The organism is Paenibacillus sp. PK4536, from assembly GCF_028594455.2.
In the GTDB taxonomy this organism is placed as follows: domain Bacteria; phylum Bacillota; class Bacilli; order Paenibacillales; family Paenibacillaceae; genus Saccharibacillus; species Saccharibacillus nuruki.
Window position 1 is genome coordinate 4,048,567 of record NZ_CP126313.1, and the last position, 14,907, is coordinate 4,063,473.

Below are 14,907 nucleotides of genomic sequence, written 5' to 3' on the forward strand. Positions count from 1 at the left end.
TTTTACCCTTAACTGTTTTCTTAAATCCATTTTGAAGAGCGTAACGCCATTCTATAATACAAGTATCAGAAAAAGCTATACATTTTATGTAACCGCTTTATTCTAGAATACGATATCGGATATTATTTTTAGGAAAGAGGTATAGAGAATGAAAATGGGGCGAAAATGGTCTGATCGATTGCAATTTGGTATTTTTACTTTACCTGTGCTGATCTGTATTGCAGTTGCTTTTTATATTCCATTCGTAATGACCGTACGTTATTCATTGACCAAATGGAATGGCATCGCCAAGCATCCTAAATTTGTCGGACTCGATAATTTTGAGCGGATTTTTACAGGCGATGCGAACTTTAGCAGTGCAGCATGGTTCACCATCAAATATATGGTGCTTTATATTGTACTGGTTAATGTGTTAGCGATTGTACTGGCGTTAATTCTAGATATGAAATTACGTTCAACCACATGGCTACGGGCAGCATTTTTTGTGCCTTATATTTTGAGTCTGGTGATTGTCGGCTTTATCTGGAAATTTATTTTCATGCAAGGATTTGAATCGCTTGGAGCTACGACAGGCTGGGGTATTTTTGCGATGAGCTGGTTAGGTGAACCCGGGCTTGCCTTTATCTCGATTCTGGGAGTATCAATCTGGCAATCGGTCGGATTTTATATGGTGATCTATATTGCAGGCTTACAAGCAGTACCCGAAGACCTCAAAGAAGCAGCAACTGTTGATGGTGCAGGTGCTTTCCGCAAATTTTTCAGTATTACATTACCTCTACTCGCTCCATCGATTACGATATCGGTCTTTATGGCGCTCACAAACTCGATCAAAGTATTCGATGTGATCCTTTCATTGACCGGCGGTGGACCTGGTGGAACCACATACAGTGTCGCTTATGATATTTATCGAGATACGTTCCAAAATAATCTATACGGCTATGGCACAGCCAAAGCACTTGTCTTATTTATAGCTGTACTTGTAATCACATTTATTCAACTCGGTATCTTCAAACGCAGGGAGGTTGAAGCCTGATGACATCTGCCAAAACAGGTCGTATTATTCTTGAAATTGTGATGATTATACTGTCACTTTTGTTCTTATATCCGCTTATTCTAGCGATTATTAACTCGTTCAAAAGCTTTTCCGAAGTGATGAGCGATGTGATTGCTATGCCTCAACAATTTAATTTAGATAACTATGCGTATGTATGGAAATATATCAATTACCCTCGCTTATTTATCAATAACACTATTATTACTGTGATTGGTCTGGTCGGGATTATTTTGTTCTCGTCTGTAGCTGCTTACAAATTATCGCGTACCAATTCCAAGTGGAGCAATACCATCTATCTGCTCTGTATTGTGCCTATGTTGATTCCGTTTCAGTCGATCATGCTAACTGTATTGCAATTAGCCAAAAGTCTTCATTTATCAGACAGCACATGGGGATTAGGCATTCTATACTGGGGATTCGGTGCACCCCTTGCTATCTTTATTTATCATGGATTTGTTAAAGGGATTCCTCGCGAAATTGATGAGAGTGCTACGATTGATGGCGCTTCTGGATTTAAGCTATTTTTCTTAGTCATCTTCCCTCTACTCCAATCGGTGACCACCACTATTATTATTATTGATGTGATGTGGATCTGGAATGACTTTCTGTTACCGTTATTGATGGTGAATGGTTCCCCTGCCACCAAAACGCTAACTCTTGCTGCTTATACGTTTGTCGGACAATATACATCGGATTGGCAATATGCGATGACAGCTATGGTTATGGCGGTGTTACCTTCGATTATTGTATTTGTATTATTACAAAAGTATATTGTTAGAGGCGTAGTCGCAGGTGCAGTAAAAGGTTGATTTGCTAACCATAGATAGATATCAATAAATACTTCTCCAATGCTTATCCAAAAGAAGTCATTCGTTAAATAAAAAAGGGAGGTATCGAGCGCACATAGGCTGCTCGATATCTCCCTTTCTGGTGTATCTATCAATCTACTTATGAACAATCCATCTAATAGATCATTTTATAATCTGAATTGATCTGATACTTCAATCCAATGAATATTCTTATTAATCAAATATGCTAAATTACTGGCTTTTCACTTTACCGTTTATAAAATCCAGTGCATTTTGTCCAATTTTCTCAGCAGGAGTAATCCCACGGAAGCGAGTCCAGATATCACGATCTACCATAAAGACTTGATTGTTTTTAGCTGCTTTCAAGTTTTTCCAAACAGGTGTTTCTTTCCACTTGTTGGTGATAGCTTCAGAATCATCGGTTGCAATAAAAATAATATCAGGATCAAGCGTAGTTAACGTCTCTAGACTTAGTTCAACATAAGGCTCATCTGTATTAGAGATAGCATTTTGGAAGCCCATTTCTGTCATAACTTGTCCGGCATAAGAATCGGATGTATGAACATCGAATCCATCTTTACGTGCTACACCGATCAATACTTTTTTGCTACCCATAGCTTCTACTTGTTTTTTCAGATCAGCCATAATCTGATCATGTTGCTTCACTCGTGCGTCTGCTTCTTTTTCTTTGCCGACTGCTTTGGCAATTACTTTGAAATCATCAATACTTTCAGCATAAGAACCTTTACGACTGTTCAATACAATCGTAGGTGCAATCTGATCCAATTGCTCTTTGATCTTCGTATGACGATCACTATCTGCAATAATCAGATCAGGTGAAGCTTCAGTAATTTTTTCTAAGTCTGGTGTCTCACGTTTTCCTAAAGGCATATAGTCAAATGCTTTACCTGCTAATTTGGTCATTGCTTCTGGCTTATCATCATCAGCAATTCCGATCGGTGTAACACCAAGTGCCAGTAGATCATCTGCAAATGACCATTCCAACGCCACTACTTTTTGAGCAGGTGCAGGCAATGTTGTTGTTCCTATCGTATCTTGAATCGTAATCGCATTGGCGTTATTCGTTGTCGTTGCTACTGTCTGATTCGCTGTACTGGTATTTCCGCAACCTGCCAAAATTGCTGTAATCGCACCCACTGTCAATATCGTTTTTGTTAATTTTTTCAGTATCATGTTCCTGTCTCCTTCATATCCGTACCATTATCTTTTGTATTTTTGTGATAATGATAATTATTCTCAACGTTTGCTATTATAATACGTTGTTCCTTTAAAGTAAACATGTAATGTAAATTCATGAAACAAAGCATTGCATATATTCAAATTCTTTAAGCATTTGTGAGATACAACTGTAAAAACTGCAAAAAGGAAGCCGACTAATACAGATCGGCTTCCTTCTACTTGATAGCGTAGGCATGCTTAGTATAGAAATAGTCAATCTACTTCTATCATACATAGCGTTATAGCTTTAACTTAGTTGGTATCTTTATAAATCGAGGTACTATCCCAATCACGGTGTACATAGGAGATTGGATTGTCGATCGTTCCATACCATTTGTTGTTTCTAAAGTCGCTAGACTCTGGATATTGTGTCCATGGATAAGCCTGGTCTTGATAAAATAAAGACACTTGTACATTATCATAACGTTGATTCATTGTACGACCTTCGATATTGGTACCGTCAAAAGCTTTCTTGGCAATCGAAGTTACTTTTTTCACTGAAGTCGAATTTGCATCACTATCCGTGAATTTTGTAGGCGCAATCGTGACTTGGGTGCCACCCACGACCATATATGCATTGTAATACGTATCCGATGTTGCTGTTTTGGCTAAATAGAACTGTACGCTATTGATCCGGTTACCATCATACTTCTGGTATGCGGAATCAGCATAGTAAAATCCATTGGAGCGAATATACGGCAACCATCTAAATGTACCTGTCTGATAAGCATATCCAGCTTCTATTGAAGCATTATCAGAATCAAATCCATAATAAACCCATGGCTGTTCGCCTGCACCTAGACCACTTACTTTAGGAAGTGTAATGTCTGATGTAATACTGTCAAAGCCAGAGTACGCCAATTGCTTGCGTTCAAAAGCTCCTGTGGTACCACCATTTACATCTTTGACCGCAGGGCCATTACCACTAATCGGTGGACTTGGTTGATCGCCAACACGCGAAGCTTCAATATCATCATCTTTTTTAGCGGCTCCTAGATAGCCACGTTTGGAACTATACACCTGACCATCTGTACTCATATACAAATAATCCGCATTTTCAAGCTTCTGCACTTCTTTGGATGCACTAGCATCATTACTGGAATTAGTTACCGTCTGATCCATCACGACTTGCTTTTGTTTTTCAAAAAAAGCATTATCGACTTTCAACGGATCAGCAGAAGCTGTATGTACAGCTGTGAGCGATGCTCCTAACATGAGCATGATGCTCATCGTTCGTAATGTCTTTACTTTTTTCATGCGTACATTCCTCTCTGTTGTGTAAATATAGCGTAATGCTTGCCTACTTTAACACGATTCGTTATCTTTCAGGATAATGACATTCATCATTACCGTGACTATTTTATAAGAAAACGAGTCAGATAGCAAAAAACACACTTTAAATGTTAAATCATCTATCCATTATAATCGTAGGGATTTAGTAATTATTATCTTTTTTTGATAATATTAAATTATTGCTATTGACTACTTATGGAAGGAAGATGAATCCTATGTTGTTACAACGTAAAGCAATTGCCCTCATTTTAGCAGGTATATGTTTGATTCTTTTGGGGATGTACAGTAAAAATATGTTTGTCTATGCACCGACAATAGGTTGGTTTGGTGGTATATTATGTATGTCTTTAGCTACTTTTTTCATATTACGTTCTACCTCTGCGAATTCTAAATAATAGGAAATGGAGCATCGATGATGACGCGACTATTTAAAATTATCTTTGTGACTTGCCCTATTGTAGCTGTACTTAGCTTACTAATGAGATTAATTTATCCACAATCGATTGGTTTATTAGCTTTAGCCGCTTTTGCCTACTTTGTGCTGACGTTAACACAAGTTATAGAATTTTCTACGATTGATCCGCAAAAATACAATCCATTTCAACGAATCTTAGCGATTCTTGGATGTTTGGTTTGTTTAGCCGGATTAGCTTATATTGGTTTTATATATAAGCAATCATAATTGGATCGTTACATAATAATTTATTGAATAGCACGCAGCACATTAGCATACAATTTCGCAGTAAGTGGTATACCTAGAGTTATTCCAATACTAGCTCCTGTAACCACTGCTATGACTAGCGCAGGGTTAGCTATTACAAAATACGAAGGATGGTAATTGGATGCAGATGGACTTTGGATACTCGTCTCACTTCGAGCTGTTCCTATTGTAAACACACCCCCTAATAATCCAATGACCATTACACTCACAATACCATTTCGTAGCCATTTCATTTTATGATGATTTGAAGAATAAATACTCATTGATTTCACCTCTTTCTCCTCGTCGTTGTTCTGATTTGCTTTTCAACTTTTTAAAAATATTTGTGTATCTGTTTACACCCTTATAATCTATTTCAATGTTACTTTCAGTATTAAAATAACATAGTATAGAAAAAGCCGCCAATTTCTAACGGCTATTTCTATAGTAATGCTTATATTAGAACACACGCTTTTAACCCTTCGGTCCAGCTCCTATTTGTTGAAGCAATCCAAGCAAGTCGGGTTGACCGTACTCCTTAACAATTTTCCCTTCAGAAAATTTATAGAAATTCATTGCTTGAACTTGTATCTTCTTGTTTGTGGCTGGAAAACCATAAAAATCACCTGAGTGTGTGCCTCTCATGGTGAAGCGTGCTGCTACCATTTCTTCTTCTGCTACTGTCTCTTCCAATGTCCATTGAATATCTGGAAAGCCACCTCGCATCATATCGATGACTGCGAGGTAACCCCTTGGTCCTATCATCGGATCATCTTTTCCAGGACTGTAGAATATTGCATCTGATGCGATAAGCTCTTCAGCGAGCTTTGAGTCAGCTGTATTAATGAAATCCGTAAATCTCTTCATCTGATATTTATTGTTTTCTATTGTCATAATCAAATTCCTTTCTAATAAACCCAGTTTTATTTTTAGAAAATCGATAGATGTACTTATATCATTCATATCCAACTTGTAGACATCTCATTTTGTATATTTTTATCGGACATATGCTATATGTACCAGTCTCGACATAATTCCTGGATGTTGGACGAAAGACCAGTGGGCATTGACTGTGCGCCACTTGCCATTGATCTAGCGAAAAACGGCTGTTGAGTTCCAAAAAGTCTGAAGTTGTTCTTCTCCATGTTCTCCTACTATAAAATTGCGTAAATTGTAACTGAGTACAGCGAGATCACCAGCTTCACTAATAGCTACATTTGGATCTATATATTCGCTTTGAATAATATTTGGATTTTTATAATGTGTCAAAATATGCTTTTCTACAGCTACTTTACCGACGAGCAGTTTTGCAGTAATGGGATCAAAGTAACTGATATCGTCACTATAACTATCGAGATAACCATAACAATCCCCTTGATTCCAACGCTCATTATTTGCGCGTTCGATATCCATAACAATTTCAGCAATTTCGTTGTGGTTCATCGTATTCATTTTTCAAACTCCTTTTCTATGTTATATTGATAAGATGTTATATGATCATTTTAGGTAATTTAGGATATGAAATAAAGGCTATATCAGGACTAAAAAAGATATAAAATGGACATTATATTTTTATACAACTTCTCACTGAAAGGAAATATATACTATGAATGTTCAACTAAATCATGATGTTAAAATAGAAGCTCTAGGATATAATCCACCTTCGCCTTATTTATACGACTTAGAAATTTTCAGTTTTTCCGAATTAAAAAAGCGTACACCTGAAGGAAGAATAGATATTAATCATAGATACAAATTCTATATGGTTATTTGCGTGACTCAAGGGGAATGTACTCAATCTATTGATTTTGAACCCGTTTTGTGTAAATCAGGAACTCTGTTTGTAGTCTCTCCTAATCAGGTTCATAACTTTGGAAAAGATGAAAATTGGGAGGGTTGGATTATTTTATTTCGTTCCGAGTTTCTTATACCTAGGTCTTCAACTTTAAATGAACACAAGCTAGCTTTTGATATTGAAAGACTACCCAAAGTGCTAACGCTAACTAATACAGAATTAGATCGAGCTGTTTATTCGATTGCTAGAATGATCGAAGATTCTCTAATCTCAGAACCTACCGAAGATGTCCATATGTTATTACGTTATCAACTTTATACCTTGATGACTTGGCTTCATATTTTGCACAAAAATACTCTTCCCATAACCTATACTCAATTATCACAACGTTTTATTCATTTCCATAAGCTTGTCGAGACACATTTCGCTGAATGGAGTCATGTTAGCGAGTATGCGCACTATTTAAATTGTACTGAAAAAACATTAACCAGAGCTTCTATAGAAGCAACCGGAATGACTGCCAAAGCTTTTATTTCTGCTCGAATGATCTTAGAAGCGAAGCGATTACTTGTGCATACCGATCAATCGGTCAGCCACATTTCAGAATATCTTAACTTCAAAGAAGCAACACATTTCAGTAAATTTTTCAAAAGAGAAACAGGATATACGCCTTCTGATTTTCGAGAACAAGCCATAGAATGGTAAACAAAAAAACTCTCTAGCGTTAAGAGAGTTTTTTTGTTTAGGTTATATTATTTTCTATCATGCGTACGAATATACTCTGACCACTTTTCTAACTGTGCTTCAATATCCGTGATCCGAAGTGGCTTAGATACAAAGTCCTGCATTCCACTTTCCATACATAATAACTGTTCTTCTTTGCGAGCAAATGCAGTCACCGCTACAATAATCGGTGAAGATTGATGTTGCTGACGAATACGACGTGTTGCCTCCATACCATCCATAATCGGCATATTCACATCCATAAATATCAAATCATATATTTTACGACTGGTCGCTTCTACGGCTGCTGCCCCATTCTCTACAAGGTCTGCCTGATACCCTCGCTTGCTTAATATGGTTAACAATACTTTCTGATTGGTTGCATTGTCTTCAGCTACCAAGATACGTAAAGGACCGTATAATGAAGTCGGTACCGATGGCTGCGCAGCTATTTGTTGTGCAGTCATATCGATTTCAGGATAATCGGCTGCATTTAATGTTAGTGTAAATGCAAAAGTAGCTCCTCGATTAGAATTACTTTCAACCCGAATAGAACCGCCCATCAATTCAATAATCTTTTTGCAAATAGATAATCCTAGACCGGTTCCGCCATACCTACGATTGGTCGCTGTCCCGATCTGAGAGAACGGTTGGAATAACTTGGCTTGTTGATCTTCCGGTATACCGTGCCCTGTATCCTGAATAGAAAATTCTATAACAATCGATTGCGCATCAACTTGTGGCTTCAGATGAGCAGAAATCAATACACCACCATGCTCTGTAAATTTAACAGCATTTCCGACTAAATTGATCAGAACCTGTCGTAATCGATCTTCATCTCCAATAATATAAGAAGGTAACTTGGGATCGATATGTGTATTAATGAACAGTTTCTTTTCCTGTACCGGTGTAACAAAAATATCCGTCACTTGATCGAGTAAATGCTGAATATTGACCTCACCATACTCTAGCTCCATACGTCCAGCTTCGATTTTACTAAAGTCTAACAACTCGTTTAGAATTTTCAATAATGCATTGTTGCTATCTATAATAATCTCAGCATATTCCCGTTGTTCTTGTGTCTCTAACGTATCGAACAACAACTCAATCATACCGATCATACCGTTCATTGGCGTACGTAATTCATGACTAATAATTGCCAAGAATTCAGATTTTGCACGATCTGCTTGTTCAGCAATCTCACGTGCTCGAATCACTTCATTCTCTTCCGTACGATCTCGAAAAACAATTACTGCACCTACACGTTCCCCATTATCAATAATAGGAGTCACACGGTATGAAGCTAAGAAGCTTGAATTATCTTGTCTCCATAATACGGCTTCCTCACGGTAAAGAGGTTGTCCATCTGACAGAGAACGCATAATCGGGGTATCTCCCGCCAGCGCTGGGCTTCCATCTGGCTGACTTTGCTCGATCTGCTTCAAATGATATTCATTCATCATGAGATTGACATCGTACCCTAACATTGCTGATCCGGCTGGATTAATAAACGTTGTATTGCCTTCCAGATCGACGCCGAATATCCCTTCAGATACTGAATTTAAAATAAGCTCTTGCTGATTACTTAAATTTTTTATTTTAGCTAAATACTGATTACGCTCGGTAATATCATTAATAATCCCATACACACCAACCACTTCATTTTCTACATAAATCGGTACATTCGTAACATGAACTTCAATAATATGACCATCTTTGTGAAAAGTGCGTATTTCGTACGTCTGTGTCTCACCTTTTTTGGCTAATTCAAAATGATAATTGGTTCTAGCTAGATCGTCAGGATGAGCCACAGGTTCAAAAGGTTTATTTTTCAAATCTTCATTCGTATAACCTAGAAGATCCTCCATGCTTTTATTCATAGCCAAATAAGTGCCATCTATACTTAAAGCATTAATACCTGTAGGATTATGTTCAAATAACGATTTGTAACGACTTTCGCTTTCACGCAGTCTTTTTTCTTGTTCACGTCGTTCGGTAATATCCCTCGAGACAGCTACCAGATATTCCAATTCGCCTTGCTCATCATACGTATACCGACAAGTCGTTTCAGACCACATATACGTTCCATCTTTACGTTTAAAACGGAAAATAACCGCTTCTGGATCGGATTGCACATATTGAACGGCTGTTAAGTAGTTACGTACTTTCTCTACATCATCTTCATGTACATAACTTAGTCCATTTTTACCCAACATTTCTTCTGGGGTATAACCAAGCAATGTTTTACAGGCGGGTGAAGCATATAAGTATGTCACGTCACTATTGGCTACATGCCTAGAAATCAAATCAGATGTATGATCTGTAATAAGACGCATTTGCCACTCGCTGTATTGCAATTGTTCTTCAATCAATTTACGTTCTGTGATATCACGAGTAATAGATAGCACTTCTTTTTTGCGACCTTGTTCATCGTACAAATAATGACAAGCCGATTCTGCCCAGAAAAACGAACCGTCTTTGCGCAAAATCCGGTATACAATCGTTACATGATGATTCATAATCAGACTGACATTAATATATTCAATAACTTGAGGAGCATCTTCTGGATGTATATAGAGATATCCACTGGTTCCTAGCAATTCTTCTGGGGTATAGCCTGTTAATGTATATGCTGCATCAGATACTGACAAATAGGTAGATGCTGTATTGATCTGATGACGACTAATCATATCGTTAGAATAATCCATAATATTTTGATAATGCTTTTCATTCGATAGTAATCGTTGGTATACTTCTTTGCTTATGGTTACTTCACTCATATCTGCCTAACGCTCCCTTATGTTGAGCAATGCTGTAGCCTAATATAATAATCGATTTAGAAGATATTTTTTAATAAAGCTTCTCTTATAGATATATCGTCAGAACAGTGAGGACAATTCACTTTTCCTCCTAAATAAGCTAGCTGGGTTACCCGATATGTCATTTGCAATGAAGTCATATACGTATATAACCATTTCAGATCCTCTTGGTTCTGATATTCCGCATCCGGTCGTATTTTTTGATAGTTTGCTTCTATATTCATCACTGGATCTGTAGGATAAGCTCGCCATTCGGTGAGTTCACTATTTTGATCGGTCCATATATAGAGATCTTGATCACAATTAGGACATGCACCTATGTATTCTTCACCATCACTGTACATAAGAAAACATTTCGCCCAATGTCGGTATCCTTGCAAAGCAGCTGTAGCAGATAAAAGATGAATCTTTTCACTCTCTTCAACCTGATGGATCTGTGTCCTATTTTTGTTTAGAACGGAATCTAATCTTTGCATTGATTGTTGATACGATCGGTATACATCCACTACTTCTTCAGTATCTAAATCTGTAAAATAATCATACCACTCTTTAGATGGTTCATGAGTGTCTTCACCTATAGGCAATTCATTCCACGCTTCAAACATTCCACATACAATATAAATATCCAGTTGAGTCTGAAGATCAGAAGCTTCCAGTGCCATCTGTACCAAATACGGAACCGATACGTACGTACTAGGATAAATTGTGTTCTGATGATATAACTCTTCATAATATAATTCGTTTGCTTGCTCTTGATCATAATGTTGTTGTAATGATGTGATAAGTGAAGGAATATGTCCACCGTTACCATACGGCCCGTGGAGAAGTTCCCATTTTGTACTGGTTAGACTAAGCATATGTATTTCCACCTTTTACTGTTATTTAGAGTATCTCATCGATAACTTAATCAAAAGCAAGAATCATCTCTACCTCTTGATTGATTTATCCATATAGATAATGCACGTTATAACCAAATCATCCTATACAAAATAAGAAAAGGCTACCCGTTATCGTTTATTTTGCGGGTAGCCTTTTCTGGCTTCACTCATTGAGCTTAACCTACTATTTTGAATCATTATACGACCTTAAGATTCAGATGCTTTACGATACACTTCTAGATATTCTTGCGCAGATACCTGCCAGCTATATTCGCCAGTGATCGCATTTTTCACAACTTTTTTCCACTCTTTAGGTTGATTATAAATAGATAATGCACGACGAATAGTGAATAACATATCATGTGCATTGTAAGCAGCAAATGTAAATCCTGTACCTTCGCCTGTAAATTCGTTATACGATTGTACCGTATCATTCAATCCACCGGTTTCACGAACAATTGGAATACTACCATAACGCATCGCTAACAATTGACTGATCCCGCAAGGCTCAAATTTGGAAGGCATCAAGAACATATCACTACCTGCATAGAAACGGCGTGCTACGCCTTCACTGAATCTAATCTCTGCCGCAAGCTTAGTAGAGTGACGAGACAGCGCTTCACGGAACCAATCTTCGTATTCTTGCTCACCTGTCCCCAAAATAACAAACTGTACATCATCATAATATAATAGTTCATCAAGTACACGAGTGACGAGATCTAATCCTTTCGATTCAGCCAAGCGAGTAACCATAGAAATCATAGGGATTTTAGCATCAATTGGTAATCCTAATTCTTCTTGTAATGCCAACTTATTAGCTGTACGCTTCGCTGTTGCACTACGATAATTACTGGTTAGATACGTATCTGTTGCTGGATTATAACTCTTCGTATCAATTCCATTCACAATCCCGTGCAAGCGATCACCGAGTGAGCCTAACAATCCTTCTAATCCATAGCCATAATAAGGCATTTTGATTTCTTCTGCATAGGTTGGGCTTACCGTAGTCACTTGATCAGCGAACACGATTCCACCTTTCATAAAGCTTACATTACCATGATATTCGATTCCTTCAGATTGGAAATAACGATCATCCATGCCAAGTAAATCACCCAATACAGAATAAGGGAAAATACCTTGATATAGCAGATTATGAATCGTAAATACGCTATGGATATCTGCATAGAACGGGTTATAACGGTATTGTGCTTTAAGCAACATCGGTACCATGCCTGTATGCCAATCATGAGCATGAATAATATCAGGTTGGAATTCGATCACTGGTAAAATATCTAACACAGCACGGTTAAAGAAAGCAAAACGCTCTCCATCATCTCCATACCCGTAGATCCCATCACGTCCAAAATAATACTCATTATCGATCATATATACGGTCACACCATTTTCGATATATTGCATAATACCGCAATATTGACTACGCCATCCCACTTGTACTTGAATCACTTTCAATAAGACAGACTTTTCACGAATGGGTGCAGGGATACTTTTATAAAAGGGTAATACGATCCGTACATCTGCCCCTTCTTTTTGAAGAGCTTGAGGCAATGCGCCAATAACGTCAGCAAGACCTCCTGTTTTGATAAAAGGATTCGCTTCTGCTGCTGCAAATAAAATATTCATCGTTTATGTCCTCCTTCTATGATTTGCGTCTATTGGAAGTGCGACGCTTTAATATAAGCACACTAAGTGGTGGTAAAGTGATTTCTATACTTTGCTCTTGCTGATGGAACGGTTCTTTTTCAGAAAAGACTAATGATTCTGTTCGTCCACCTGTTCCGCCAAAGCGAGGCTCATCACTATTCCATATCTCTTCATATGTTCCTGCTTTCGGTACACCTACACGGTAATTCACTTGTGGAATCGGTTGGAAATTGATCGCAATAATCAGTGTATCGTTAGTTTTCTTACCTTTACGCATATACGTAATCACACTACGTGCAGCATCGTCTGCATTTAACCATTCATACCCTTCCCACTCATGATCTTGTTCCCACAAAGCAGGTAATTGTAGATACAGATGATTTAGCTCGCGTGTGTAACTTTTCATTTTCTGATGCATATCGTATTCAAGCAGTAACCAATCCAACTGATCTTGATCTTTCCATTCGATAAATTGCCCAAATTCGCCACCCATAAATAATAACTTTTTACCCGGATGGGTCATCTGATAAGCCAGTAACAGACGTAGTCCTGCAAACTTCTGCTCATAGCTACCCGGCATTTTATCAAGTAGCGACTTCTTACCATGCACCACTTCATCATGAGAAAGAGGTAACGTGGAATTTTCTGCAAATGCATAGGTGATCGGGAACGTTAACAGATTATGTTTACTAGGGCGCTGGTCGAAGTCTGATTCGACATAGTCTAGCGTATCGTTCATCCAACCCATACTCCATTTATAGTTAAATCCAAGCCCATTTTCATGTGCAGGCTTCGTCACACCCGGCCACGCACTGGATTCTTCTGCCATCATCAGAGCATGAGGGTAATATTGAAAAATCGTTTTGTTGAGCTGTTGCAAAAACGAGATCGCTTCTTTATTTTCGGCTCCACCTTGTTCGTTCGGCTTCCAGCCTCCAACCGTTTCTCTACCAAAATCAAGTCGAATCATACTGGTGACTGCATCGACACGCAGACCATCAAAATGGAACATTTCCATCCAATATAAGGCACTCGATATTAGAAAAGAACGAACTTCTGGCTTACCAAAGTCAAATGATAACGTACCCCATCCGATCTTTTCAGCTCGATCTGGGTCAGCATATTCATATAGTGGTGTACCATCAAACATTCTCAGACCATGTGCGTCTTTGGTGAAATGTCCTGGAACCCAGTCTAAGATCACACCGATATTCGCTTGGTGACAAGCATCTACAAAATACATTAATTCCTGTGGCGTTCCATAACGACTGGTTGGTGCAAAATAGCCAGTACTTTGATAACCCCATGATAGATCATACGGATGTTCAGTTAATGGCATCAATTCCAAATGCGTATATCCCATATCTACCAAATAAGGAATTAAGATATCTGCCAACTCACGATAGGTATAAAAGCTCCCATCTTCTTTTTGTTTCCATGTTCCAAAATGCATTTCATAAATATTAAGTGGTTTACGATAAGGTGCGCGACGTTTGCGTCTCCATACCGCATCATTCCATGTATATCCTGCTAATGAAGAAACAACAGAAGCTGTCGCTGGTCGAACTTCAGCATAATGCGCATACGGATCAGCTTTAAGAAAAGGCACCCCATTAGATGGAGTAATATGATATTTATACAAACTGCCTTCATGAACATTCGGCAGAAATCCTGTCCATACTCCTGAGTTGGGAAGCTTATGTAATGGATGATGTTCGCCATCCCAATTGTTCCAGTCTGCTGCGACTCCGACATGTATGGCATCAGGTGCCCATACCGTAAAGCGTACACCAGACTCACCATTTTCTGACGTCACATGAGACCCAAAGTGACGATACGTATGATAATTTGTGCCTTCATGAAAAAGATAAAGTTCCTCAGGAGTTGGTTCTCCATAAACTGTTCGTTTTTGACTCAAAAAATCACCCCCGCTAC

Annotated in this window: 14 protein-coding genes; 5 read left to right on the top strand and 9 right to left on the bottom strand. The window is 38.1% G+C overall.

What is annotated here, in order from left to right:
* The first annotated feature begins 148 nt into the window (after positions 1-148).
* Both PO903_RS17905 and PO903_RS17910 read left to right on the top strand, forming a co-directional pair.
* Complete coding sequence (locus PO903_RS17905; protein ID WP_206665599.1) at positions 149-1,033, top strand: carbohydrate ABC transporter permease; 885 nt, start codon at positions 149-151, stop codon at positions 1,031-1,033.
* Positions 1,033-1,863, top strand: a complete 831-nt coding sequence (locus PO903_RS17910; RefSeq protein WP_069328159.1) for a carbohydrate ABC transporter permease — start codon at positions 1,033-1,035, stop codon at positions 1,861-1,863. The genes PO903_RS17905 and PO903_RS17910 overlap by 1 nt, the downstream gene beginning before the upstream one ends.
* A gap of 231 nt (positions 1,864-2,094) precedes the next feature.
* Here PO903_RS17910 and PO903_RS17915 read toward each other — a convergent pair whose 3' ends face one another.
* Positions 2,095-3,057 carry an ABC transporter substrate-binding protein gene (locus PO903_RS17915; RefSeq protein WP_069328160.1) on the bottom strand — a complete coding sequence of 321 codons (963 nt, stop codon included), beginning with the start codon at positions 3,055-3,057 and terminating at the stop codon, positions 2,095-2,097.
* Positions 3,058-3,354: 297 nt separating this feature from the next.
* A complete protein-coding gene (locus tag PO903_RS17920) occupies positions 3,355-4,359 on the bottom strand; it encodes a hypothetical protein (protein ID WP_137221592.1) in 1,005 nt (334 codons plus the stop codon).
* Between the two features lie 251 nt (positions 4,360-4,610).
* On the opposite strand from PO903_RS17920, the gene PO903_RS17925 reads away from it, so the two are divergent.
* Together PO903_RS17925 and PO903_RS17930 are read left to right on the top strand one after the other, a co-directional pair.
* Positions 4,611-4,790, top strand: coding sequence for a hypothetical protein (locus PO903_RS17925; RefSeq protein WP_137221590.1), 180 nt, complete (start codon positions 4,611-4,613; stop codon positions 4,788-4,790).
* A gap of 20 nt (positions 4,791-4,810) precedes the next feature.
* Positions 4,811-5,077: a hypothetical protein gene (locus PO903_RS17930; RefSeq protein ID WP_273594179.1), complete on the top strand. Its 267-nt coding sequence runs from the start codon at positions 4,811-4,813 to the stop codon at positions 5,075-5,077.
* Positions 5,078-5,097: 20 nt separating this feature from the next.
* Here PO903_RS17930 and PO903_RS17935 read toward each other — a convergent pair whose 3' ends face one another.
* The 3 genes from PO903_RS17935 to PO903_RS17945 form a co-directional block, all read right to left on the bottom strand.
* A complete protein-coding gene (locus tag PO903_RS17935) occupies positions 5,098-5,379 on the bottom strand; it encodes a hypothetical protein (protein ID WP_273594180.1) in 282 nt (93 codons plus the stop codon).
* A 190-nt stretch (positions 5,380-5,569) separates the two neighbouring features.
* The gene (locus PO903_RS17940; RefSeq protein ID WP_273594682.1) at positions 5,570-6,058 is read right to left on the bottom strand and encodes an ester cyclase; all 489 of its coding nucleotides are present in this window, start codon (positions 6,056-6,058) and stop codon (positions 5,570-5,572) included.
* 129 nt (positions 6,059-6,187) lie between these two features.
* Positions 6,188-6,547 carry a YybH family protein gene (locus PO903_RS17945; protein ID WP_273594181.1) on the bottom strand — a complete coding sequence of 120 codons (360 nt, stop codon included), beginning with the start codon at positions 6,545-6,547 and terminating at the stop codon, positions 6,188-6,190.
* Between the two features lie 154 nt (positions 6,548-6,701).
* Here PO903_RS17945 and PO903_RS17950 point away from each other — a divergent pair, with 154 nt between their 5' ends.
* Complete coding sequence (locus PO903_RS17950; protein ID WP_273594182.1) at positions 6,702-7,595, top strand: helix-turn-helix domain-containing protein; 894 nt, start codon at positions 6,702-6,704, stop codon at positions 7,593-7,595.
* Positions 7,596-7,642: 47 nt separating this feature from the next.
* On the opposite strand, the gene PO903_RS17955 is transcribed toward PO903_RS17950, so the two are convergent.
* From PO903_RS17955 to glgB, 4 genes are all read right to left on the bottom strand, one after another.
* The gene (locus PO903_RS17955) at positions 7,643-10,393 is read right to left on the bottom strand and encodes a PAS domain-containing hybrid sensor histidine kinase/response regulator (RefSeq protein ID WP_273594183.1); all 2,751 of its coding nucleotides are present in this window, start codon (positions 10,391-10,393) and stop codon (positions 7,643-7,645) included.
* Between the two features lie 56 nt (positions 10,394-10,449).
* Positions 10,450-11,289, bottom strand: coding sequence for a hypothetical protein (locus PO903_RS17960; RefSeq protein WP_273594184.1), 840 nt, complete (start codon positions 11,287-11,289; stop codon positions 10,450-10,452).
* A 228-nt stretch (positions 11,290-11,517) separates the two neighbouring features.
* Positions 11,518-12,951 carry a glycogen synthase GlgA gene (gene glgA / locus PO903_RS17965; protein WP_069325950.1) on the bottom strand — a complete coding sequence of 478 codons (1,434 nt, stop codon included), beginning with the start codon at positions 12,949-12,951 and terminating at the stop codon, positions 11,518-11,520.
* 16 nt (positions 12,952-12,967) lie between these two features.
* Positions 12,968-14,890: a 1,4-alpha-glucan branching protein GlgB gene (gene glgB / locus PO903_RS17970; protein WP_069325951.1), complete on the bottom strand. Its 1,923-nt coding sequence runs from the start codon at positions 14,888-14,890 to the stop codon at positions 12,968-12,970.
* Positions 14,891-14,907 lie beyond the last annotated feature (17 nt).